Below are 25616 nucleotides of genomic sequence, written 5' to 3'. Positions count from 1 at the left end.
AAAATGAGTTACGACTTAATTATAAAAAATGGGCAAACCATTGAAGGTAGACCAATAGAAATAGCAATTAATGCTGGGAAAATTGCAAAAGTTGCCGATAAAATCGAAGCAGATAGTAAGAAAGTTGTTGAATTATCAGCGGACGCTTATGTATCCGCTGGTTGGATCGATGATCATGTCCATTGTTTTGAAAAAATGACTTTGTATTATGATTTTCCAGATGAAATTGGTGTTAAAAAAGGCGTAACGACCGTAATTGATGCGGGTACGACAGGTGCAGAAAATATCCATGAATTTTATGACTTAGCCAAAAAAGCGAAAACCAATGTTTATGCTTTAGTGAATATTTCAAAATGGGGGATCGTTGAACAAGACGAATTGGCAGATCTTAGTAAGGTGAAAGAAGAATTAGTTCATAAAGTATTGACTGAACTGCCAGATTTTGTTGTAGGAATCAAGGCCCGCATGAGTAAAACGGTGATCGGGGACAATGGGATCACTCCTTTAGAAATGGCTAAGAAGATTCAAAAAGCAAACAATGATCTGCCTTTGATGGTGCATATTGGATCGGCTCCACCAGAATTGGATGAAATCCTAGCACATATGTCTAAAGGTGATATACTGACCCATTGTTTCAATGGCAAACCAAACGGGATTTTGGATCAATCAACAGATAAGATTAAAGAATTTGCATGGGAAGCCTATGATAAAGGGATTGTTTTTGATATTGGTCACGGAACGGACAGTTTCAATTTTCATGTTGCTGAAACGGCATTATCTGAAGGAATGAAAGCAACATCAATCAGCACAGATATTTATATCCGTAACCGTGAAAAAGGACCTGTGCATGATTTAGCTACTACAATGGAAAAATTACGTGTAGTTGGTTATGACTGGTCTGAAATCATTGAAAAAGTGACCATTGCTCCTGCTGAAAATTTCCGATTTGAGTCAAAAGGTCAGTTGAAAGAAGGATATGATGCTGATATCACGATCTTTACAATTGAAGCAGGTCAAAAGACCTTGACAGATTCCAACGGATTTACCAGAGAAGCAAAAGAATTGATCAAACCTGTAAAAACCATTATTGGAGGAACAGTCTATGACAATTAGTTATGAAAAATTCAACCTAAAAGAAGTCATCAATGCCTCAGGTAGAATGACGATTTTAGGGGTATCAAAAGTGTCAGAAAATGTCTTAGCTGCTCAAAAATTTGGCGGCGAACATTTCTTTGAAATGAGTGAGTTAAGTATTCAAACAGGTGCTTATTTAGCGAAACTTTTAGGAGTTGAAGATGCTCAAGTCGTTTCTTCCGCATCTGCTGGTATCGCACAAAGTGTGGCTGCTTTGATTGGTGAGGGTTCCGTTTATCATGCTTATCATCCCTACACAGATAAAATCACTAAACGGGAAATAATCCTACCTAAAGGGCACAATGTAGATTATGGGACGCCTGTTGAAGTGATGGTCGAACAAGGTGGTGGTCAAGTTATAGAGGCTGGTTACGCTAATATGTGTTCACCAGAACATATCGAAATGATGATTACGGATCAAACGGCTGCGATTCTTTATATCAAGAGTCATCATACTGTTCAAAAAAGTATGTTAAGTGTTGAAGAAGCAGCAACCGTAGCGCAGAAACATAAGCTACCATTGATTGTGGATGCCGCAGCAGAAGAGGACCTGTTCAAATACATCAAAGCAGGTGCAGATCTAGTGATTTATAGTGGTGCAAAGGCTATCGAAGGTCCAAGTGCAGGACTTGTGATTGGGAAAAAAGACTATATCGAATGGATTCGCCTGCAAGGAAAAGGAATCGGAAGAGCGATGAAAATCGGTAAAGATAACATTCTAGGATTTACCCAAGCGGTAGAGGATTATGTGAAAAATGGTAGTGAAGCAGGGGATTCAATGCAAGCACGATTAACACCATTTATCGATAGTCTAAATAAAATCACAAATATTGAAGCTAAAATCGTTCAGGACGGTGCAGGTAGAGATATTTATCGTGCTAGTATCAAAGTAAGTGGCGTAAAATCAGCTAAAGAAGTCATCCAAGAACTAAGAGCTGAGAGCCCTGCAATATATACTCGTGAATACCAAGCAAACAACGGTATCATCGAATTCGATATCCGTTCAGTCAATGAAGAAGAAATGAATAAAATCGTGACTCGTTTAACCGAAATCATGAAATAAAAAAATTATAAACAGGAGTGAATCAATCATGACATTAACACCAAATTATTTAGAAAACCGTATTTGCCTAAACGTCCTAGCTAACTCAGTAGAAAATGCGAAAGACTGTTATGAAGCAGCAGAAGGACACATTGTATTAGGTGTATTATCTAAAAACTATCCAACTGACGAAGCTGCGATTGAAGACATGAAAAAATATGCCGCAGAAACGAACAACGCATTATCTGTTGGTTTAGGTGCAGGTGATCCAAATCAAAGCCAAATGGTATCAAGAATTTCAAAAGAATTACAACCCCAACATGTCAACCAAGTCTTTACAGGTGTAGGTACATCACGTGCATTATTAGGTCAAAACGAAACAATCGTCAATGGCTTAGTATCACCAACAGGTAAAGTCGGCATTGTCAATATCGCTACAGGTCCATTAAGCTCACAAACACCAGCTGGCGAAGTTACGATCGAAACAGCGATTCGTTTATTACAAGATATGGGGGGCAGCTCAATCAAATTCTTCCCAATGAAAGGCTTAGCACATATCGAAGAATATAAGTCAGTCGCTGAAGCATGTGCTAAATATGACTTCTACCTAGAGCCAACAGGGGGAATCGATTTAGAAAACTTTGAAGAAATCGTACAAATCGCAGTAGATGCCGGAGTGAAGAAAATCATCCCTCACGTGTATAGCTCAATCATCGATTCAACAACAGGAGATACAAGACCAGAAGATGTGAAAACATTACTTGGGATGATCAAAAATACATTAAAAAAATAAAAGCTGAGTGAAGTTCGTTCGGCGCTGACAGAAAAATAGGAAAATATGACTGAGGCGAAATGTGTCTCACTCATATTTTGTCTTTTTTCCGAAACGCAAGCTCACAAAGCTAGAAAAATAAAAGCTGAGTGAGCTCGTTCAGCGTTGACAGAAAAATAGGAAAATATGACTGAGGCGAAATGTGCCTCATTCATATTTTGTCTTTTTTTCGAAACGCAAGCTCACAAAGCTAGATAAAAATAAAAGCTGAACGAACTCGTGAAGCTAAGAAATAGGCAGGGATCGACATGAGAATTGCAGCATTTGGTGAAATAATGATGCGTTTGACGCCACCAGAATATCTGATGTTGGAACAAACCAAAGAATTACGTTTAGACTTTACAGGAACAGGAGTTAATATTTTAAGTAACCTCGCTCATTTTGGCTGTCAAACAAGTTTACTGACAAATCTTCCTAACAACCGATTAGGTGAAGCAGCTAAAGCAAGTGTCCGTCAGTTAGGGATTCAAGATCGTTGGATCGGTTTTTCTGGTGATCATATTGGTTCTTATTTTGCAGAAATGGGGTTTGGACCAAGACCGACACAAGTAACGTATCAAAATCGTCGAAACAGTTCATTTGGTGTGAGTGGAGCTTCTAAGTATAATTTCGATATATTTTTAGCTGAAACCGATTTAGTGCATATTTGTGGAATTTCATTAAGTTTGACAGAAGAAACTCGTGAGGCTGCGTTTGTTTTAGCCGAAAAGGCGCATGCTCTAGGAAAGAAAGTCTGTTTCGACTTTAATTTTCGACCTAGTTTAAATGAAGTGCATGGTACTTCATTTATGAAGGAACAATATGAAAAAATACTACCATATTGCGATTTAGTTTTTGGTAGTCAACGTGATTTAACAGACTTATTGGGAATGAAGCTTGATGAAACAGTGGAACCGTCTAAACAGTTTGAAGCATTAATTCACCAATTTATGCTGGAATATCAGATTGAACGCTTTGCTGGGACGATTCGTCAAGGCGAAGGGAATAAACATTATTTAACTGGTTTTTTATTCGATTTAGAAAGCTATGTTCAATCAGCTCCCCGCGAGATTATTAATTTGGATCGAATCGGTGCAGGTGACGGTTATGCTGCAGGGATTTTGCTTGGATATAGTGAATCATGGTCATTACTAGAAACAGTAGAATTTGCCACTGCCAATGGCGTTTTGGCGCATACAATTCAAGGAGATGTTCCGCTGACAACGCGAAAACAAGTTAGGCATATCATGGAACAACCAACGGTAGATTTGATCCGCTAGAGGAAAGATTAGAATGAAAAAGTGTAAATGCGTTTATACTACTTTCGTTCTAGTCTTTTTTTCATTATAATGAGTATGAGCTGGAATTTAGCGAAACCATTTACGTAGCTGGGATAAATTGGTATGCTAAAGGAGTAGTGAATACATACATGTTATTTTTTTTAAAAGTCTGTTTGTAGGAGGAGATCAACGTGACCGATGAAAATATTTGGAAAGCACTAGACGATGATGTTTTGAAAGATAGTATTCGAAAACGACCAGGTATGTACATTGGTGGAATTGGTTCGACAGGCTTGGAAAGTATGGTGCTGCAAGTGCTGGATCATTTGCTGCAATTGGCAGTTGATCTAAAGCAGACAGAACTGTCGATCGAACTTTCAAAGACGCAATTCATTTTTTCTTTTTTTAGTAAAAAAGGGTTATTTTTAGATAAAAGTCCTGAAGAACAGTATACACCGCCTTATCTTTTTCTTTCTGTCGTCAATGCGTTGTCAGAACAATTAGGTTTTGGGGTAGAAAAATTAGGGAAGCGAACGATTCAAATCTATCAAAATGGACAGCTGAATAAAAAAGCGCTGATTCCTTCGGAAGATGAAGGGCAAAGAATCGAGCTGGCCTTTACACCAGATGAGACATTATTTGGCAATAAGCCGGTATCCTATTTTGTTTTATTTAACCGATGTCAAGAACTAGCAATGCTAAATAGCGGGTTGACTATTTCGTTGACCGATGGTAAAAAACAGAAAAATTATTTTCATTATGAGCAAGGTCTCGTAGATTATATTTTTCAAAAAGATGACAGTATCACGCGCAGCGGTCAACCATTGAGCATTAATACGATCAGTGAAGGTGTGACGATTCAAGCTGTCATCTCAAAAAATGGTTCGACGAGTATTAAAGACAGTTTCGTCAACGGGCATTTACCTTCTGATGGCGGAACACATCTTGATGGATTTGTGCAAGGGACTGTTGACGCAATCAATCAATTTTTAGAGGAAACGAATCGCTTGAAATACTTAACAACAGATAATTTTTCAGAACGTTTTGACGTCGTTTTGTCAATTCAAGTCAAACGACCAAGATACACTGGGGCGATCAAAAAGAAAATCAGAAATCCTGAGCTTTATAAAATCGTGAAAGAAGCGGTATTCACTGAAGTTTCTATCTTCTTAAAACGACATCCTGCTTGGTATTTAAACTAAGATCAAAGCACTGAAAGGAAACGAGGATGAAAATTTTTGTCGATGGTGATGGTTCACCGGTAAAAGATACTACAATTGAAGTTGCCTTAACTTATTCACTTGAGGTTGTGATCGTAACGAGTATCGATCATTATTCTTTGAAAGAGTATCCTAAAAACGTTTCATTTGTTTATGTTGACAAAGGGGCTGATGCTGCTGATTTTAGAATTGTTCAACTGATCAAAAGAGAGGACCTTTTAGTGACACAAGATTATGGGTTAGCTTCATTAGTTTTGCCTAAAGGTGTGTGCGTACTTCATCAGTTGGGCTATCAATACACAGAAGCAAACATCGATGGATTATTAGAACAACGATATTTTAGTGCGAAAGTTCGCAAAAGTGGTGGTCATACAAAGGGACCTAAAGCATTTACAGCAGAAGATCGTGCGACCTTTAAAGGGAAGTTAATCGAAGTAATCGAGGCGAAAAAAGAGGATTTATATGTAGAATAAGGCATACTTAATTGAATGCTTTATTTTTTTTTATCTTTCATATCAGGCAAATCAATGCACTTTTCTCGATTAAAAGAATACCAAGGCTGAAAAATTTCCTTGATTTAATGATTTGTTTCTATTCGGACTGTGGCTTTTATGCTAAAATATGAAAGAGCTATTTCGAATTTCTCTGTTGATGCAACAGTATAGAAGAAAATTTAGGAGGAAAAGCATTTGAAGATTATTTTGCTATATGGTGGGAGAAGTGAAGAACATGATGTTTCCATACTATCTGCCTATTCCGTTTTAAATGCGATTTATTATAATTACTATCAAGTCCAACTGGTCTTTATTAGTAAAGAGGGACAATGGGTCAAAGGACCGATCCTAACAGAAAAACCTGAAAGTAAGGATATTCTTAAACTAACTTGGTCTGAGGATGGGGAAATAGATAAATGGGGTGAATTTACTGGTAAAGTGATTCAACCTTGTGATATTCAAGAAGAAGATGCAATCGTCTTCCCAGTATTGCACGGGCCAAATGGTGAGGATGGAACGATTCAAGGCTTTTTAGAAACGATTGGAATGCCCTATGTCGGAGCTGGCGTATTAGCTAGTGCTAATGCAATGGACAAGATTATGACGAAGTATTTGCTTCAAACAGCAGGTATCCCTCAAGTACCATATGTTCCAGTTTTAAAAAGCAATTGGAAAGAAAATCCTAAGAAGGTTTTTGAACAGTGTGAAGGCTCTTTGATTTATCCTGTTTTCGTCAAACCTGCTAACATGGGTTCTAGTGTGGGAATCAGCAAAGCCGAAAATCGTGAAGAGTTACAAAATGCTTTAGAAGAAGCGTATCGCTATGATTCACGTGCAATTGTTGAACAAGGGATCGAAGCACGCGAAATCGAAGTGGCTATTTTAGGAAATGAAGATGTACGGACAACACAACCTGGTGAAATTGTAAAAGATGTTGAATTTTATGATTACAACTCAAAATATATCGATAATCAAATCACAATGCAAATTCCAGCAGAAGTGCCAGATGAAGTTCATCAAAAAGCACAGGAATATGCTAAAAAAGCCTATACTATATTAGATGGTAGTGGATTGAGTCGCTGCGATTTCTTTTTAACAAGTAAGAATGAATTATTCTTAAATGAATTAAATACTATGCCTGGTTTTACTCAATTTAGCATGTATCCATTGCTATGGGAAAATATGGGGTTGAAGTATAGTGATTTAATTGAAGAGTTGATACAATTAGCGTTAAATCGTTTTAAACAAAGACAAAGTTTTTTCGAAAGATAAAAAATAGGGAGGAGATAAAACCGTAGAAGTTTTGTCTCAGCCCTTTTCTGGTTAAGAGTACTAAAAAATAATTGTATCTGATTGAACTTGATCGATCGCACAATTAAGAAGGAGAACAAAACAATGAAACTAACTTTCTGGGAAGCGGCCGAAGCAATCAAAGCAACCAATGATTGGAAACAATGGCCTGATTTCGACTTGACTGGCATTGAATTTGATAGTCGTTTGATTCAGTCGAATAATCTGTTTGTGCCACTAAAAGGAGAAAATGATGGACATTCATTTATTGAGAGTGCCATAGAAAAAGGCGTGGGTGCTACACTTTGGAGTGCAACAAAAGCGGCACCAGAGAAATTACCGATTCTACAAGTTTCGGATACTTTAAAAGCTATGCAGGATTTAGCAGTTTATTATTTAAAAAAAATGAAGCCAACGGTCATTGCGATTACTGGAAGTAACGGCAAAACAACAACAAAAGATATGACTGAAGCTGTTTTGGCGCAACAATTTAAAACGTATAAAACGCAAGGTAACTATAATAATGACATCGGTTTACCCTATACTATTTTACATATGCCAGACGAAACAGAGAAACTAATTTTAGAGATGGGTATGGATCACGCAAATGAAATTGATTTTCTATCGAGACTGGCTCAGCCAGATGTGGCAGCCATTACAATGATTGGTGAGGCGCATATTGAAAATCTTGGTTCAAGAGCAGGAATTGCAAAAGCAAAAATGGAAATCACTGCAGGACTTGCTAAGAGCGGTCTGTTGATTATTCCAGCAGATGAACCATTATTATTGCCATTGACAAAAGAGTTACCGCAAGCGATCAAAACATTTGGTCTAGTACAAGCGGACTGTATGGCTGAGATCATTGAAGCGCAAAAAGAATTTACATCGTTTAAAATAAGCGGTTCAAACACATTATTTACGATTCCTGTTCTAGGTGAATATAACGTAGGAAATGCCTTGATTGCCATCAGTATTGGTCAGTGGTTTGAACTTTCAGAAGAAAAAATCAAAATTGGCTTAGCTGATTTTAAATTAACTAAAAATCGCACAGAATGGCTAAAAAGCAGTACAGGTATTGAAATTTTAAGTGATGTTTATAATGCGAATCCCACAGCAATGAATTTAGTGCTGGATAGTTTTAGTCAAATGCCTACACAAGGAAAACGAGTGGCTGTTTTAGGGGATATGCTTGAGTTAGGGCCTGATTCTGCTAGTATGCACGCTTCTGTGAGTGAACATTTAAAGCCAACAGAAATCGATGAAGTTGTTCTTTATGGATCTGAAATGCAAGCATTATATGATAGTCTGACGACAAAATATGAAAAAAAACATCTCCATTATTTCAAAAAAACAGAAAAAGCAGCGTTAACGGATACATTAAAAGAAATTCTTGAACCAAAAGATATGGTTATTTTAAAAGCAAGTAACGGGATGGGTTTAAATGAAGTAGTCACTAAACTTCTCGAAATTTAGCAAGCTTTCATAAAACTTGCTGAAAATGTAAATCTATGCTAAAATAACCTATTGCCGAAAGATCGAAGTAGATAAAACGAAAGTACCTATTGAAGATACTTTTCTATCATATAAAGATTAAAAAAGCTGAACGAACTCGTTTGGCTTTTCTAGTGCCTGTAGCTTCATAAGGTGGATTTTTCGGTAACGCTAATGAGAAAATAAACTAAACCTATGTTGAAGGTTTACTGACTCCATGAACATTTTCGAAATTAGTGAAAGTCAAATCACCTGTAACACTATTAAATTAGAAGAATCACTTTCTTCTGCAACAAACACTATTAGGAGGATATCATTTGAAATTTAAAGAACTAGGTTTAGAAACAGATTTATTGGCAGCAATCGAGCGCTCAGGATTCGAAGAAGCAACACCCATCCAAGAGGAAACAATCCCTCTAGCATTAGCAGGAAAAGACGTAATTGGACAAGCACAAACTGGTACTGGTAAAACTGCTGCGTTTGGCTTACCAATGTTGCAAAAAATTGATACATCAAACCGTGTCTTGCAAGGAATCGTTATTGCACCAACACGTGAATTAGCGATCCAAACACAAGAAGAATTATACCGTTTAGGCCGCGACAAAAAAATCCGTGTACAAGCAGTTTATGGCGGAGCTGATATTGGCCGTCAAATTCGTGGATTAAAAGAAAACCCACATGTTGTTGTCGGAACACCTGGACGTTTATTGGATCACATCAATCGCCGCACATTAAAACTAGATACAATTGAAACATTAGTTTTAGATGAAGCAGACGAAATGTTGAACATGGGATTCTTAGAAGATATCGAAAAAATCATCTCTAAAATTCCGTCAGCACGTCAAACATTACTATTTTCAGCAACAATGCCGCCAGCAATCAAAAATATTGGCGTGAAATTCATGAAAGAACCAGAACACGTGAAAATCAAAGCAAAAGAAATGACTGCAGATTTGATCGATCAATATTACGTACGTTCAAAAGACTTTGAAAAATTCGATGTGATGACGCGTTTATTGGACGTTCAAACTCCAGAATTAACCATTGTTTTTGGTCGTACAAAACGTCGTGTAGATGAATTAGCTCGTGGTCTAGAAGCTCGTGGATATAAAGCTGAAGGAATTCATGGGGATTTATCTCAACAAAAACGTATGAGTGTTTTACGTTCATTCAAGAGTGGAAACTTAGATATCTTAGTAGCAACAGACGTTGCAGCTCGTGGGTTAGACATTTCTGGTGTAACACATGTTTATAACTACGATATCCCACAAGATCCAGAAAGCTATGTTCACCGTATCGGCCGTACTGGTCGTGCTGGTAAAGGCGGAATGTCAGTGACTTTCGTTACACCAAACGAAATGGGCTACTTGCATGTTATCGAAGAATTGACGAAAAAACGTATGACACCATTACGTCCACCAAATGAACAAGAAGCATTTAAAGGACAATTAGGTGCAGCAATCGAAACAGTCGAAGAAAAAATGGCAGAAAATGGTCTAGATAATTACTTGCCTGCTGCTAAAGATCTTTTAGAAAAGTACTCTGCTGAAGATTTAGCAGCATTACTACTAAAAACTATTTCTAAAGACCCATCAGATGCTGTTCCAGTTAAAATTACACCAGAACGTCCATTACCATCAAATAAAAAAGGTTTCAACAAAAATAATCGCAGCGGAGGCGGCGGAAATAGCCGTAATCGTAATAAAAACGGTGGTGGCGGCTATCGTGGCAACAAGAATAACAAAGGTACAGGCGGCGGCACTGGAAACGGTGGCGGCTACAATAAGAGCAAAGATAATCGTTCAGCAAAACGCCACAACGATAAAAAACGTAGCTTTGTTATTAGAGACAACTCAAATTAATGAATCCATAAAGGCTAGAAATCAGAACTACTTATTTATTTCGTAGTATTTGCTGGATTTTAAGAGGGTGGAACAAAGCATATACGCTTTGTTCCACCCTCTTTTATTTGATTTTATCTCATTGGAAAAAAGATAAAACTTGACTGAGGAAAGAGGTGCCTCAGTCCCATTTTTCTCTTTTTCGGTCGAGATAAAATGAGTTCATTCAGCTTTTTATTAATTTTTCCATTATTATGTGGAAAAATTGCTAAAATTTGATAGAATAAGAGTAATTTATAAAATAAAAAAAGAGGGCTCTGAAGAATGATAAAAGGAATTGGTATAGACATGGTAGAACTTTCAAGAATCGATAAAATTATCGGCAATAAATCTTCTTTTGTACAACGAGTTCTCACCGATAATGAATATGTGCTCTTTCAAAAATTACCACATAAACGTCAAGTAGAGTTTTTAGCGGGGCGTTTCGCTTGTAAAGAGGCTTTTTCTAAAGCTTGGGGAACTGGAATAGGAAGTTTGGGATTACGTGATGTTGAGATTTTAAAAGAAGATAACGGAGCGCCTAAAGTGACAAAATCTCCCCATGAAGGAAATGTATTTGTGTCTATCTCACATACAGACACACATGCTGTTGCTCAAATTATTTTGGAGACGAGTTAAACGAGAACGCATTTTATCTATAAAATTTGAATAAAGGTCCAGATAAATCCTCTGAACTGATAGACTTGGTTCTTTTCAGTTTGAGATGTGACTTAGATCGTTTGACTATTTTGATTCGACTTTAAAAGAAAGAAGGATACATATGGCTGTAGGATGGCATCGCCCCACAAAGTTAGTAATCGATACACAGGCAATTAAAGAAAATGTTTGCAATGAAGTAAAACGTATGCCCGAAGGAACAGAGTTATTTGCTGTAGTCAAAGCAAACGGCTACGGACATGGAGCTGTTCAGACGGCACAAGCGGCCATTAAAGGAGGCGCTACTGGGTTTTGCGTGGCACTCTTGGATGAAGCTGTAGAACTACGAGAAGCCGGTATTACAGAACCGATACTCATTTTAAGTGTCGTAGATGTTTCTTACATAGACTTGTTGCTAAAATACGATTTATCTGTCACTGTAGCAACTCAAGAATGGTTGGAGCAGGCAATCGATCAATTGAACCATATAGAAACACAAACACCATTGAAAATACATATAAAAGTCGATACAGGGATGGGACGTATTGGATTTACTACGCCTGAAGCTGTTAAACAAGTAGTTGAATTAGTACAATCGACTCAATTCTTTATTTGGGAAGGGTTGTTTACTCATTTTTCTACTGCAGATGAAAAAAACGGATGCTACTTTGAAAAACAGACACAACGTTTTCAAGCAATATTATCAGTATTGATTGAATTGCCAAAATATGTTCATGTAAGCAATAGTGCAACGGCCCTTTGGCATCCTGATAATGTGGGAAATATGATTCGATTTGGTATAGCTATGTATGGATTAAATCCTTCAGGCCGGGCATTGCCAGAAGTTTATCCGTTAAAACCTGCATTAAGTTTATTCTCCTCTCTAATTCAAGTGAAACAACTTTCAGCTGGAGAAGGAATAGGTTACGGCAATACGTATACGACAACTGAAAAAGAATGGATTGGCACGGTACCGATTGGTTATGCTGACGGATGGCTACGTCACCTGCAAGGTTTTTCAGTATTGGTTAATGGCGAAAAATGTGAGATCGTTGGAAGAATCTGTATGGATCAATGCATGATTCGTTTGCCTAAAAAAACAGCAGTAGGAACGCAAGTCACACTGATCGGACACGATCACGGAGAACAGATCACAATGCAGATGGTGGCAGATAAATTAGAGACGATCCACTATGAGGTGGCATGTACGTTTTCTGAACGCATGCCAAGGGAGTATAAATAGAATAGGAGGCTTCAAATGGTCAAAAGGGGTGACATATATTTTGCAGACTTATCCCCTGTTGTAGGATCAGAACAAGGGGGAGTACGTCCAGTACTAGTCATACAAAATAATTTAGGCAATCATTTTAGTCCAACCATTATTGTCGCTGCAATAACAGCGAAGATGGCAAAGCCAAAATTGCCTACACATATAGGAATTAATTCTGAAGAAACAGGAATTGAGCGCGATTCAGTTATTTTACTGGAACAGATCCGCACCATTGACAAAATACGTTTAAAAGAAAAAGTTTGCCATCTAGGTATAGAAATTATGGATTCTGTCGACCGAGCATTAGGAGTTAGCGTAGGGATTTTTGAGGCAGAACTAGAAGAAGAAAATCTTGGTACATATCGTTAAGAGCATCAGGCTATTTAAAATAGAACATAAAACCTATTCTATCTTCAGAATAGCTGTTTCAGACAACATAAGATGAAATAGAGAAACCTTACTAATTACTTATGAGCTGTTATTTTTTCTTGCTTTTTAATGAATAGAAAAAATACGGATATCAAGAACAAAATACTGTAAAACAATCACATATATATAATTTCCTTTAGCTTAAATAATAAAAAAATACTTAATTTTGAGAATCACCCTATTGTTTTTATTGACTTTTAACTGTGTTTATAAAAAAAAGTTGGCAATAACGTAACGTAATGTTACAATAAACTATGTATAATTGGGTGGAAAGTGGATAACTTTCAAAAAAATAGATATATTGAGTGTTTTTTTATTAAGGGATAAAGGAGTTTATATTTGATGACAATTTTCATGTTTGTATTAGTAGCAATACTGTTTCTTTTTTTCAGTTATCAGTTGTATGTTCGTTTTCAATTGGAGAGTCTAGATTCTGATAGTCCAAAAATGAAACGCAAGATTAATTTTTATAAGTATCAAGAGAATAATCGATCATTATTATTTTTGATGATTGCAGCAATTATTTTTTGTCTAATACTTTTTGGGATACTTTATAATCAAGATGCTTTAAGAAAAGATAATAAAGATTTAGAATTGAAAATAGGGGAAATTAAGGATGCCAGAGGCGGAGCTTCTGGTGCTGAAATTGAGAGCTATAAAGAAAATTCATTGAAATTGACGGAATTCCCTTGGAAAAAAGTCGTTGAAAGTCGCGATGCTCAAACACTAGATAACTATGAACTTCAATTTTTGAGAGATTGGCAACCCTTTTTTGGAGAGGCAAACGTGGCAATCATGATCAGTCAAAAAACGGAAACATTGACAATCTCAGTCTTTCCAACAGCATTGACATTTAGTGATTTCCAAACCGCTGAAAAAAATATCGAGACATTTATTAACGAGTTACAGCCAGTAAAAGAAATCACAATGATTGATTTTAACTTTACATATCGAGATAAAACGAACAAACTATCTAAAAAATCGATCGTTTATACAAGAGAATCGAAAGAGAGTAACTTAGAAAAGGTAGTATTAGAAAAATAGAGTAGAGAAATAAAAGACGGGGTGTAAAACACATGGCAAAGAGACGGTTAATTAAGAAAATTAACGAAGTTTCCGAAGAAGAATTAACACAAGAGGTAGATTTTAATTCGGAAAATGAAGAGAGACCATCTACAGTAACAACAAATAATAGTAGTTTATTGGCTGAACAAGAGCAAGAGATCACACGCTTAAGAGAATTGATCGAAGAATATAGATTGCAAGAAACTGAATTTGAACAAAATAAAGAAGAAAATTTTCGTTTATCTCAACAAAATAAACAGTTAGTAATCAAGGTTGAAAGCAATCAAGATGAACTTGAATTGTTAAAAGAGAAAAATGATGAATTGGCAACACAACTGAATCAAAAAGAAACTGAAATTTTTGAATTGGAAGATGTGAATGAAACAGCTGGCTCTTCTGAAGAAATCACAAGTTTAAAAGCTCAAATAGAAGAATTAAAAAAAGAAAACGTCAGTGGACAAGAACAAATTGCTTACTTGGAAACAGCCCTTGTTGAAAAAGAAAAAGCATTAGAAACACAAATTCTTGAAAAAGAAAAAGAAGTACAACAATTACAAGCTGATTTAGCTGCCCGAGGAACAATCGGAGAAAAACAAGAAGCATTGGAGACGGTGAAGATGGAATTAGAATCATTGAATGAAAAACTTCAAACTACTGATAAAGAAAATCAAGAGTTGACACAAAAACTTGCTGATCTTCAAGAGCAAATGCACCAATTACAACAAGAAAACCAAGAATTAAAAGAAAAAGAAATCACTCTATCAACAAATAGTGATGCTTCTGTTGATAACAGCCGCGTTGAAGAACTAAAAAGAGAATTAGAATCTGTTCTAAAAGATAAGAGCGAATTAGAAACAAGCTTAGGACGTATCCAAGGTTTGAATGATAAGTATTCGATTCAAAAAAATGTATTTGAATCTGAATTAGCTGGCTTAAGAAGCATCTATAAAGAAAAAGAAGAAGAGTTAGAAAACTTAAATGCTGAACTTGAAACAATGCGCAGCATGTCTGCAACGGGTGAAGCAACAGGAAATCAATTAGCTGAACTATTACAAGCAAAACAACAAATCAATGATTTATTATTGAAAAACCAATCATTGCAAGAAGAAGCCTTGAAATCACAACAAGAAATCGGTGAAGTAATGGTTTCTGCTAAGAAAGAAGCAAATCGTATTATCAGTGAAGCTCAAGTTGAAGCAAAACACATGGTCAACTCAGCTGAACTTGAAATGCTAAATATTGGAAATCGCGCGAAAAATATTTCTAATGAAGTAGAAGAGTCTAAAAATGAAGTAATGACGATCTATCGCGAATTAGAAGAACGTTTAAGTAAACTATCACGTTTGGACAAATCTGGAAACTAAATGACCACAAAACAAATGAAGGGAAGAACAATATGAAAAAACGAATCAATAAAAAAAATTCTATACTGTTGATTTTTTCTGCAATATTGTTTAGTACTGCTATCTACTTTATGTCTAGTTCATTGGTTTTAGGAGCATCAGTCGGAGGCTCTTCACCAGTAACTGCTGGTGGGGAAGAAGTGGTTTTACCTACTCCAACGCCTGCGCCTATTGCGCCAGAATCAGAACAACAGAAAGAAACAACAAATGAGAATACTGTTGCTGAACAAAAGGAAAAAGAAGCGCCTAAAGAAGTCTATATTGTAAAGACGGGTCAAACTTTATGGGAAATTGCTCAAGATTCAGGCCTATCGATCCAAAACTTAATGAACAAAAATCAGCTTAGTAGTAGTGTCATTGTTGAAGGACAAGAATTAGTATTTGATTAATAATCGATAGTATCGTATAGGTACTCAAAAAGTATTGACTGAATTATAGGTGAGTGAAGTAAAACTTTTAGAGTTTTACCTCACTCGCTTTTTTCAATATAAAAAGCAGTAAACGAATAAAGAGACACTGAAAATAGCTGAGAACAAATCAGCATGTTTTTGCTAGTGTATAGAGGAAGTCTGGATGCTTTTCATACTTCCCGAGTTTTGTATGGAAAAATGGACAGCAGTCTGTTATTCTTAATTAAGAGTATTAATTGGTAGGATTGAGGTGTACCATGGATGAGATAAAAAAGCGTTTTGAACGACTAAAACGCCAATTAAATAGGAAATTCAATAAAAATAAAAAATCAAAAAATAGAACTAAAAATAGAGAACATTCGCAAGCTGTAGTTAAAAAGAAACGACCGCAACCTAGAGAACGAGTGGTACCAATAAAAGAAGATATTCAAGCTAAATCAAGACTTAAAGAAGAGCAAGCTAGAAAAAATCCTCCGACTAATAAAAAGAGAAAAAAGAAAAAATTAACGAAAGAAGAATTCGAAAAAAGAAAAAAGAAAAAAAGAAAAGAAAGCATTATTGAAATCGTCAAATTTATGCTCCCAGTTGTTTTTTTTGCAATTTTTGTTTTTTTCTTTATCTTAAATACGTCACCCCATATGGTTGATGGAGACTCAATGAAACCAACGTTATTAAATAAAGATCGCGTTATTGTTCGACGTACGAAAGAGCCAAAGAGATATGAGGTTATCACATTTAAACCACCTGTGAAAAGTGATTTTCAATATGTAAAACGTATCATAGGGATGCCAGGAGACTTGGTTTGGACAGAGGGGACTGATTTATTCATCAATCATCAGGCCGAATCATTACCAAAAAGCTCAGAATTCTCCGCTGCTAGCGAATTACCGGATGGAACGATCAAAATAAATGTATCGGAAGATTGTTTGGACCAGATGTCACAATTGAAAAAAATCCCTAAAGGACATTATTTTGTATTAGGAGACAATCGAAATAATTCCAGCGATAGTAGAGCGTTTGGATTAGTGGACGGTCAAGCAATCGAAGGGGTTGTTTCCTTCAGATTTGCTCCGTTTGATAACATAGGTTGGATAAAATAAAAAAACGATATTTTTATATCGTTTTTTTTTGTTTTTGTAAATGAACTAAAAAAGATTAATATTTGCAAAAAATGTAGAAATATTTATAAACAAAAATGCGAAAAAATAGCTCAAATTTATGATTATTCTCATTAAATTTAATAGATATCAAGAAAACGGAGAACATCAAGAGCATGTTCTCTGCTATAATTTCATTAGTAGTATATGAATAAAAAATTGTTTTATCTAGTATCAATCAGCTGAATGATCAGTTTTTCGATTTCAGTCATATCATAACTATTCCCAATATCTGAAAAGATATAGACTAATTCTTGTTTTTCAGAGATCACTTCACTATAAATATTAGAAAGTAATATATCATAGTGACTATCTTCTTTGAAAGCTTCTGCTTTGATGGGATATTTGTGTCCTAAAACATTTGTTAAGTGCTGGATAACTAATTCACCAATAAATGGATTCAGTGAATGATAAACACCAATCGCAATTTTTTCTTCATTTAATTCAGCAATGTGATTTAATATGATCGTATAGTGAATTTCGGTAAATTTATTTTTATAGCTACCTTTTTCACCATCTTGATCAAACTTTTTAGTCGCAATATCCATCAATTCAAAAACTTCATTACCCGAAAACGGATGACGATGTGCATTGACTATGGATTTTATAGTCCAACTATCAAAAGGCAGGATAAAACCATCAAAGTAATAAAGTTGAGAATGAAGTTGGAACAATAGATTTTCAATATACAATAATCGAGCGGATGAAGCATAGCTCGATAAATAACCTTGTTGCTTTAGATATTTTAAGATCACTTTATTCATATAGTTTAAATAAGAACTTTCCCTGCGTTGTTTTTCTGCCAATCTAAACGCAAAAGAAGAGTTCGGAGAAAAATTATGCATAGAACAAAAGAAGTCATAAAACATGTATGCTTCATAAATAGTATATGGACGGTCGATTTTTTTCATATATGTATGTAAGGCTAGATTGATTTCTTCAAATAACGGTCGATCGGGATAATCATAATTCGGACTGATGACAGGATTGTATTCAGTAGTCAGCCGCCTGAACGATATTTTCATCCACAATTTAATTTGCAATACTTCAGTTGGATCAAACACTAGGTTAAGAGAATCCTTTAAAATATCTACAAAGCCAAGATACTGATTAGCAGTCTCTTTTTCCAAGCTTGTCTTATCTTCAAAAAGAAACCAAAAGAAACTAAAGAAAAAATAGCGTATTTGTTTTTCTTCGCCAATAAGTTTTCCGCGTTTGATTTGCAAGCGAAATTCCTTTAAAAGGTCATTTAGTTCAGTGATCTTACGATAATACGTTGCGGAGCTGATTGCATAGTTCAACTGAAAATAGTCACAGGTTAGCTCCCCTTTATTGAATAATTGATTGATCATTTGAAATTTAATTGATTTTTCTAGAAAAAGAACAACGACTTTCTTTAATGGAAAAGTTGGTTGTTTTTTCAACGAAATATTTTCACCGTTTAATGTTATTTCTACTTGCTCACTTACTTGGTTCTCTTCAAGGAAACTTTGTAAGAAAGACAGGTATTCATTTAATGTTGGTAAGCTAATTTGAAATTCAGTGACTAGCTCATTTTTTGTCGCTTTGCCTTGATTGTTGTATAAAAATAATAATATATCATTCATATAATCGAAGGGCTTTTCTAAAAAATCTCGTTTTAGCATAATAGACACCTCACTTTAAGGATACTTGATTCATAAGAAAATGGCAATACGCAACCTATAAAAAGAAATTTACTACTTAATTATTATTTAAAAAAATCAAATTTTTATATATAATGGGATAGAATGTTGCTTATATTTATGCAATTATATAAATAGGTTATTTGATCGAAAGGAGAAGAACCTTAGTGAAAGTGGTAATTATCGGAGCCTCACATGGTGGGCTTCATGCAGCATTAACATTGAAGAAATTAAATCCTCAAACTGAGGTTATTCTAATTGAAAAAAGAAATGAGGTTAGTTTTGTTTCAAGTGGAATCATATTGAGAATGAATCAATTAGTCGATGAATTAGATAAAGTGAGATATCTTACATCAGAAGAATTGGATAAAAAAGGCATAGACGTTTTACTTAATGCAACAGTTACTACGATCCATCCTGATAAAAAGACAATTATTTATGAAGATATCCATAAAAACACAAGGGAAGTCAGTTACGAGAAATTAATTCTTGCAACGGGATCAAATCAATTTTCAACAAATCTGACATTGCCAAGTAAAGACAAAGTAACGGTTTTTAAAAGCTACCCCAGTTCAGTGGAAGTCCTGAAAAAATTAGAAAAAGCGAAATCAATTTCAATTGTCGGAGGCGGCTATATTGGAGTAGAGTTATGTGATGCATTGAAAGGAAAAGGAAAAGAAATTCACTTGATCGAAAGCGCAGACTCAGTCCTTTTTCGATATTTAGGTAAGGAACTATCTGAACTAATTGAACAAAAAATAAGAGATTCGGGGGTCAAACTTCATTTAAATGAAAGTGTTATTGGTTTTTCTAACATAGATGAAGAGACGTTTATCACAAAAACAACGAATGAGGAAATCAGAAATGATTATGTGATTGTGGCAGTAAACGCTCGTCCGGATACTACTTTAGTGAAAGAATTTTTAGATTTAAATGCGAATGGAACAGTTCGGGTCAATGAGCATATGCAAACAAGCGATCCTGATATTTTTGCATTAGGTGACGTTATTTCTTATCCAGTTCGTAATAGTTACCGTAAATCATTTATTCCATTAGTGAATAATGTTGTACGAAGTGCAACCGTTGCGGCTATGAATGTATTGGGCCATCCGATGAAATACAATATGACGCAAAAGACAACTGCGACAAAAATTTTTAACAGCTACGTTGCTAGCACAGGACTTACAGAAGTCGAGGCTAAATTCGAAGGCATTGAAGTTGAAAGTACCTTTTTAACATTACCATGTCAATTACCTTTTCTTGAATTACAAGAAGAAGTACATATCAAAATGGTTTTCGAAAAAGGATCGCACAAATTAATCGGCGGTCAGTTGATGTCTGAAAAAGATATTACCCAATCAATCAACACATTGTCACTAGCAATTGATAAAGAAACAACACTGGAAGAATTAGTTACAATGGATTTCTACTTTAATCCAGGAATCAACCAGCCAATGGGGATCATAAGTCGAGCAGCGTATGAATTTTTAATTGAAAAGTATAAAGTTTAAAAGATCGACGAGCAATTAATGATTTTTGGATCAGTTTGCAAAACAAGGAGATAAAGCTGGTGTTTGTTTATTTTGTTTTTTCACATAATTCTATTTTAGGATGATAAAAGCAAATCACTTCTACTTATTGTTATTTAAGTTTATAATAGAATAAAATTCTAGGAGGCATAAGCGATGAAAGCAGACGAAAAGAAATTTTATGACTTCATAATGGATCGAACAACAGCGGAGCATCAAGAAGACATGAAACATTTACTAGCAGAATTGATGGAAAGAAAATCAACGGATAAGCTAGATAAGATGTATCTTATGAGTGTGGTTCCTAGAGCACTTTCCTACTTAGATCCTGATTCAGTGAACGAAGTTAAAAAAGTAGTATCAGAGTTTTCAGCAAAACTATAAACAGTTAAGGTAAAGACAAGCTGATTCAGTCGGATGAGTTTGTCTTTTTTTAGGTGTCAGAAAGGCTCCGCTAAATACATAGAAGAAATCTCTACGACAATTTGAGAGACCTGTCGTAGAAATGGACAAAAAAATGATTTTTCATTTGTTATTGATAAAAAGATTATGCTAAAGTAAATCAGTCATTAAAAAGAGTGGGTGAACAGGATGAAACACATAAAAAATACATTGAAGTTATTTAAATTAGATTGGCAACGCATTTTTAAAAACCCAATTGCTACATTTTTGATTATTGCACTGATGATTATTCCATCACTTTATGCATGGTTCAATATTAAAGCCTTATGGGATCCTTATGCAAACACAGGAGAATTACCGATTGCAGTATACAGCGACGACAAAGCAGCAACCTTCAAAGACAAAGAGGTCAATATTGGTGATGAAGTTCTTAAAAATCTTCATAAGAATAAGCAATTAGGTTGGAAATTCGTAGACTCGAAACAGGAATTAGATAAAGGGGTAAGATCTGGTAAGTATTATGCGGGTATTTATTTACCAAAAGATTTCTCTAAAGATTTGTTGAGTTTCACGACGGGGGAAATTACTAAGCCTAAAATAGATTATTCAATCAATGAGAAAATCAATGCGATTGCTCCTAAAATTGCAGAAAAAGGTGCGTCTTCTTTACAAGCACAAATTACAGATGAATTCACTAAAACAGCCAGCGGCACATTAGTTAGTGTGTTTAACGATATTGGTTACAATTTAGATTCTAATCTAGTTAGTATCACTAAAGTGAAGAACATGATTCTTTCAACAGATGAGAATATCGATCAAATCGATAAGTATACACAAGAAGTTGTAGATTTACATGGTAAAATGCCAGAGCTGAAAACAAAACTAGCTAAAGCAAATGAATTTGTGGAATACTTACCTCAAGTCGATGCATTAGGTGCAAAACTAGTCGACTTAAATAGTAAGATGCCGACGATCAAAGAACAAGCCAAAGTTATTTTAACCTTACAGCAAAAAATTCCGGAAATTCAAAATGCCGGTAAACAGTTAGCGATGATCGATGAGGACTTCGCTTCAGTTGAACAAACAATGACTGAAGGAATCAATGAAGCAAAACAAGGACTAACAATTATTCAAGGGGTACAAACAGCTTTACCAGATATTCAAAAGCTGGGTGATCAAGCAGATAGTTTAGCGACAGCAACTTCTGAAGGGGCGGCTAAACTACAAGAAGCGCTACCAGGCATCACCAGTAGCATGAAAGTAACTTTACAAGCAATTGGAACCATTAGCTCAAGCGTTGCCTCTGTGGTAGAACAACTGCGTGACAATCGTTTGACACCAGAAGAACGTGAAGTATTGAAACAACAGTTATCAAATAGTTTAGGGCAACAAAAAGCGGTCATTCAACAATTGATCCAAACCTTGACTCAGATACAAGAATCGGCTGGAAATCAAGATTTACAGCCTACTATTGATAAGCTAAATACAGTTAGTAATTTGATTTCGACTTTAAAAGCTAAAGTGGATAGTTTAGACGTCAATGCAATCACGGATGCTGATTTGGAAGCTATTCAAAATGGTGCAAATGAAATTGCTGCAACAGCTTCAAGTATTGATGTTGATGCAGTTTCAACGATGGTCAATGATATTTTAACTAAATTAATCGCGACGATCGGCACGGCTCAAGGTTTACTAGATAAAGCAAAACAAATCGATTTTGCTACATTACTAAATTCAACAGAGGGCACAGTCGCTAATGCGATCGGTATCTTAGAGAAATACCAAGCTGAATTACCTGCAATCAAACAAGAAGTCCACGATGCCAATGTTCTATTGAACGGTCATATGGATACGATCGTAAATGGTATCAATAAAGGGGCAGACCTTTACAATAACGAATTACCAGTTATAGAAGAAAAATTAGGTTTAGCAGCTGGATTTATTCAAAATGATTATCCAGGAATCAAAGAAAACATCACAAGTACTTTAAAAACAGTCAATGAAAAAATGCCTGATCTTGAAGCCGCTTTGGATAAAGCCAATGACCTTGTTCAAAATGACTGGCCAAACATCAAAACAGGTCTTCATAAAGCCGCTGAAGCAATCCGTAAAGGGGAAAAGGATGTTGACCTTGGTCAAGTGATAAAGTTGCTTAAACTGGATGCTAATGCTGAAAGTGACTTTTTTGCTAAACCAGTTGAAGTTTCTGAAAATAAAATTTATCCTATCGCCAATAACGGATCAGCAAGCACACCATTTTATACAGCTCTTTGTTTATGGGTGGGGGCCGTTTTATTTTCAAGTGTTGCAACAACCGACTTTCATTTAGACGAAAAAGACCGCGGAAAATATTCTAAACGAGAACAATTTTCTGCAAGGATGTTAACATTCTTAGTCATGGGACTAGCTCAAGCTTTGATTGTGACATTAGGAAATTACTTCTTATTGGGCGTAGATGTAAGGCAACCATTTTACAGTGTCTTGTTTGCGCTATTGATCGCCTTTGCCTTTATGATGATGGTTTATGTACTTGTAGCCTTGTTCGGCAATGTCGGAAAAGGAGCTGCAATCATTATTCTAGTACTTTCTATTTCCGGAGGTGGAGGAAATTATCCAATTCAAGTCTCTGGTAAATTCTTCCAATTTATCAATCCATTTTTACCATTTACGCATGCGGTGAACTTATTGCGTGAATCTGCTGGAGGAATATACTGGCCTAATGCTTGGAAGGCGATCATTATCTTAAGTTGTATTTCAATTGTATTCTGTGTATTAGGGATTTTCTTCTACCCTTATATCGAAGAAAAAACGAAAAAATTGGCGAAGGTTTCACACGAAAGTCATATTTTCCATTAAAATTCAGTAGTGATCTATAGCAAAAGATTGAGGCGACGTTCTAATAAGTCAGCTTCAATCTTTTGCTATTTAGTGACGATCAAAACATGATATAAGTCATTATTTTCTTTCAAGGCATCCCTAATAAAAAAACAAAGAAGTCCAATCAATCAACTTGGGTCTTTCTAAACAATAAAAAGTCACTAATAAAAGCTCCTTTTCACTATACAAATTTCTGAAATCATTTTATAGTCTTAAGATATGCTAAAAACGAGGTAGGGAATATGATGATAAATTTTTTAATTGATCGCTTTGAAAAAAAACAACAAAAAAGTGCTGATCTTAGAACGGCATTTGGAATTTTTGCCGGGATCATCGGCTTATTATCCAACTTGCTGCTTTTTGTCAGTAAATTATTGATTGGGCTAGTTTCAGGAAGTGTGTCGATCATGGCCGATGCGATGAACAACCTGTCAGATACAGTGTCTTCGGTTTTGACACTCGTTGGTTTTTATATTTCTGGGAAACCAGCAGACGAAGAACACCCGTATGGACATGAACGTTTTGAATATATCAGTGGTATGTTAGTGTCATTGTTGATCACGTTTGTAGGATTTCAATTTTTTATGACATCTATCGAACGAATCAAAGACCCGCAAAGTATCAAGGTAACACCTGTGATTTTGATCGTGTTGTTATTGTCTATTTTGATCAAAGTTTGGCAAAGTGTTTTTTACAAACGAGTTGCTAAGAGAATTGATTCGAATACCCTGATCGCAACTGCTAAAGATAGCTTAAATGATGTATTCACAACAATTGCTGTTTTAGTTTCAGCTTCGGTTGAAGGACTTACTGGATTGAGAATCGATGGAATCGTGGGACTAGTAATTGCTTGTTATATTATTTTTAGTGGGTTGCAGTTGATCCGAGAGTTTGTAAATGAATTGATGGGGCTACGGCCTAATCAAGAGGCTATCGATAAAATGAAACTTTATTTATCTTCCGTTCCGGAAATCATAGGGTATCATGATTTGCTGATTCATCAATACGGACCGAATAAAACCTTTGCTTCGGTGCATATTGAAATCGATGATCGCTGGGATTTGACACAGGCCCATGAAACAATTGATGAGATTGAAAAGAAATTTAAAGAGCAGTTAGATGTGGATCTTGTTTGCCATATCGATCCGGTAAACTTACACGATCAAACACAACAGTTCATTCACCAAGAACTAAAGAAAATCATTAAAGGGATCAATGGCGAATTAAAAGGACATGATATTCGTTTAGTCGATCATGGTGGGAAACAACGTATTTTATTTGATTTAGTTGTTCCAAATCATTTTAAGGCAACAGATCAAGAACTAAGGATTCGTCTACAAGAACAAGTGTATAGAAACATTGGTGATTATATCGTAGAAGTGACCTTTGATCACAATTATTTACTTTAAATATATATTAAAAGATAAAAAATATAATAATATATTAATTTTTCTCAAAAAAATATCTAAAACCAGTGGTTTTTACTAAAAAAATGAAAAAATATGGACTTCTAACATGGTAACATAGTGATGGGATTGTTAGGAGGAATTATAAATGGATACAAATTTAGTAATGGTGCTATATTTTTTAGTGGTCGTAATCGTTGTTTTGACCTTGGTCATTGTTAGAGAAAAACATTTTTTAGAGAATTTATTGGGTAAAAAGGATATACAACAAGAGGAAATCATGGATTTAAAGTTAGAAAAAATCCGTTTGAAACATATAATAAAAATGCAGGATGAAACAATTTCTCATATGTTGACAGCGAATGCTCAGTATTCTAAATCAATAGAATTTGAGTATCCTAAAAGGAATACTTTAGAAGAACCTGCAGTACAAGAATGGCACTTAGATGAATATGAAAGTATGAATAGAGACTATTATCAATTATAAAAATAAATAACGAGGACGAGACAAAAGCGTTTAGCTCCGAGTAATAAGAAGAAATTCACGAAAATTATTTTTCAAATTTATGTGAATTTCAGCTTGTTTCTCGGAGCTGCTTTTTTCTATCCAGTTATTCAGCTTTGTTGCTTTTGGATTTTCGAAAGTACGAGTCAATTGTGTTTACTCTTTTCCTTGTAAGTAAATATACAAAACCCTATACTAAA

The 25616-nt window shown here is 35.3% G+C and carries 23 protein-coding genes; 22 read left to right on the top strand and 1 reads right to left on the bottom strand.

All coding sequences use genetic code 11. The features are described from left to right. The first annotated feature begins 3 nt into the window (after positions 1 to 3). The 16 genes from IGJ02_RS13865 (at position 4) to lepB (ending at position 16976) form a co-directional block, all read left to right on the top strand. A complete protein-coding gene (locus IGJ02_RS13865) occupies positions 4 to 1113 on the top strand; it encodes an amidohydrolase/deacetylase family metallohydrolase (RefSeq protein ID WP_430602415.1) in 1110 nt (369 codons plus the stop codon). Next, complete coding sequence (locus IGJ02_RS13860) at positions 1103 to 2197, top strand: DgaE family pyridoxal phosphate-dependent ammonia lyase (RefSeq protein ID WP_010762583.1); 1095 nt, start codon at positions 1103 to 1105, stop codon at positions 2195 to 2197. Before IGJ02_RS13865 ends, IGJ02_RS13860 begins: the two co-directional genes overlap by 11 nt. Before the next feature lie 28 nt (positions 2198 to 2225). After that, positions 2226 to 2969, top strand: coding sequence for a 2-dehydro-3-deoxy-phosphogluconate aldolase (dagF, locus tag IGJ02_RS13855; RefSeq protein ID WP_430602414.1), 744 nt, complete (start codon positions 2226 to 2228; stop codon positions 2967 to 2969). A 287-nt stretch (positions 2970 to 3256) separates the two neighbouring features. Beyond that, entirely contained in the window at positions 3257 to 4267 is a 1011-nt protein-coding gene (locus IGJ02_RS13850; RefSeq protein ID WP_010762585.1) for a sugar kinase, read from the top strand. Between the two features lie 191 nt (positions 4268 to 4458). Next, positions 4459 to 5469 (top strand): hypothetical protein, encoded by a 1011-nt coding sequence (locus tag IGJ02_RS13845; RefSeq protein WP_010762586.1) that lies wholly within the window; start codon positions 4459 to 4461, stop codon positions 5467 to 5469. Positions 5470 to 5495: 26 nt separating this feature from the next. Continuing rightward, positions 5496 to 5960, top strand: coding sequence for a YaiI/YqxD family protein (locus IGJ02_RS13840; RefSeq protein WP_010762587.1), 465 nt, complete (start codon positions 5496 to 5498; stop codon positions 5958 to 5960). Positions 5961 to 6176: 216 nt separating this feature from the next. Next, positions 6177 to 7253, top strand: coding sequence for a D-alanine--D-alanine ligase (locus IGJ02_RS13835; RefSeq protein WP_010762588.1), 1077 nt, complete (start codon positions 6177 to 6179; stop codon positions 7251 to 7253). Positions 7254 to 7376: 123 nt separating this feature from the next. Next, positions 7377 to 8744 (top strand): UDP-N-acetylmuramoyl-tripeptide--D-alanyl-D-alanine ligase, encoded by a 1368-nt coding sequence (locus IGJ02_RS13830; protein ID WP_430602413.1) that lies wholly within the window; start codon positions 7377 to 7379, stop codon positions 8742 to 8744. A 335-nt stretch (positions 8745 to 9079) separates the two neighbouring features. Next, a complete protein-coding gene (cshA, locus tag IGJ02_RS13825) occupies positions 9080 to 10624 on the top strand; it encodes a degradosome RNA helicase CshA (RefSeq protein WP_010762590.1) in 1545 nt (514 codons plus the stop codon). A gap of 303 nt (positions 10625 to 10927) precedes the next feature. After that, complete coding sequence (gene acpS / locus IGJ02_RS13820; protein ID WP_430602412.1) at positions 10928 to 11281, top strand: holo-ACP synthase; 354 nt, start codon at positions 10928 to 10930, stop codon at positions 11279 to 11281. Between the two features lie 142 nt (positions 11282 to 11423). Next, the gene (gene alr / locus IGJ02_RS13815; RefSeq protein WP_430602410.1) at positions 11424 to 12542 is read left to right on the top strand and encodes an alanine racemase; all 1119 of its coding nucleotides are present in this window, start codon (positions 11424 to 11426) and stop codon (positions 12540 to 12542) included. Between the two features lie 15 nt (positions 12543 to 12557). Continuing rightward, positions 12558 to 12938 (top strand): type II toxin-antitoxin system PemK/MazF family toxin, encoded by a 381-nt coding sequence (locus IGJ02_RS13810; protein ID WP_010762593.1) that lies wholly within the window; start codon positions 12558 to 12560, stop codon positions 12936 to 12938. A gap of 402 nt (positions 12939 to 13340) precedes the next feature. Further along, on the top strand, positions 13341 to 14042 hold the full coding sequence (locus IGJ02_RS13805; protein WP_430602409.1) for a hypothetical protein: 702 nt from the start codon (positions 13341 to 13343) through the stop codon (positions 14040 to 14042). A gap of 32 nt (positions 14043 to 14074) precedes the next feature. Continuing rightward, positions 14075 to 15427 carry a hypothetical protein gene (locus IGJ02_RS13800; RefSeq protein WP_010762595.1) on the top strand — a complete coding sequence of 451 codons (1353 nt, stop codon included), beginning with the start codon at positions 14075 to 14077 and terminating at the stop codon, positions 15425 to 15427. A gap of 32 nt (positions 15428 to 15459) precedes the next feature. After that, complete coding sequence (locus IGJ02_RS13795; RefSeq protein WP_010762596.1) at positions 15460 to 15855, top strand: LysM peptidoglycan-binding domain-containing protein; 396 nt, start codon at positions 15460 to 15462, stop codon at positions 15853 to 15855. A gap of 278 nt (positions 15856 to 16133) precedes the next feature. After that, positions 16134 to 16976 carry a signal peptidase I gene (lepB, locus tag IGJ02_RS13790; RefSeq protein ID WP_430602407.1) on the top strand — a complete coding sequence of 281 codons (843 nt, stop codon included), beginning with the start codon at positions 16134 to 16136 and terminating at the stop codon, positions 16974 to 16976. A 221-nt stretch (positions 16977 to 17197) separates the two neighbouring features. Here the strand turns inward: lepB and IGJ02_RS13785 are convergent, their stop codons facing one another. Further along, complete coding sequence (locus IGJ02_RS13785; RefSeq protein WP_010762598.1) at positions 17198 to 18679, bottom strand: helix-turn-helix domain-containing protein; 1482 nt, start codon at positions 18677 to 18679, stop codon at positions 17198 to 17200. 185 nt (positions 18680 to 18864) lie between these two features. On the opposite strand from IGJ02_RS13785, the gene IGJ02_RS13780 reads away from it, so the two are divergent. From IGJ02_RS13780 to IGJ02_RS13755, 6 genes are all read left to right on the top strand, one after another. Continuing rightward, complete coding sequence (locus IGJ02_RS13780; RefSeq protein ID WP_010762599.1) at positions 18865 to 20208, top strand: FAD-dependent oxidoreductase; 1344 nt, start codon at positions 18865 to 18867, stop codon at positions 20206 to 20208. Between the two features lie 174 nt (positions 20209 to 20382). Then, the gene (locus tag IGJ02_RS13775) at positions 20383 to 20610 is read left to right on the top strand and encodes a hypothetical protein (protein WP_010762600.1); all 228 of its coding nucleotides are present in this window, start codon (positions 20383 to 20385) and stop codon (positions 20608 to 20610) included. A 207-nt stretch (positions 20611 to 20817) separates the two neighbouring features. Continuing rightward, positions 20818 to 23484 carry a YhgE/Pip family protein gene (locus IGJ02_RS13770; protein WP_430602406.1) on the top strand — a complete coding sequence of 889 codons (2667 nt, stop codon included), beginning with the start codon at positions 20818 to 20820 and terminating at the stop codon, positions 23482 to 23484. A gap of 266 nt (positions 23485 to 23750) precedes the next feature. Continuing rightward, the gene (locus IGJ02_RS13765; RefSeq protein WP_034682979.1) at positions 23751 to 24914 is read left to right on the top strand and encodes a cation diffusion facilitator family transporter; all 1164 of its coding nucleotides are present in this window, start codon (positions 23751 to 23753) and stop codon (positions 24912 to 24914) included. A 145-nt stretch (positions 24915 to 25059) separates the two neighbouring features. Then, on the top strand, positions 25060 to 25398 hold the full coding sequence (locus tag IGJ02_RS13760; protein ID WP_010762603.1) for a hypothetical protein: 339 nt from the start codon (positions 25060 to 25062) through the stop codon (positions 25396 to 25398). A gap of 6 nt (positions 25399 to 25404) precedes the next feature. After that, entirely contained in the window at positions 25405 to 25590 is a 186-nt protein-coding gene (locus tag IGJ02_RS13755) for a hypothetical protein (protein ID WP_430604118.1), read from the top strand. Positions 25591 to 25616 lie beyond the last annotated feature (26 nt).

The sequence above is a fragment of the Enterococcus sp. DIV0724b genome (assembly GCF_050531475.1).
Lineage (GTDB): Bacteria > Bacillota > Bacilli > Lactobacillales > Enterococcaceae > Enterococcus_L > Enterococcus_L haemoperoxidus.
The sequence above is the reverse complement of the archived record's forward strand: the minus strand, read 5'-3'. Positions and strand labels throughout refer to the sequence as shown.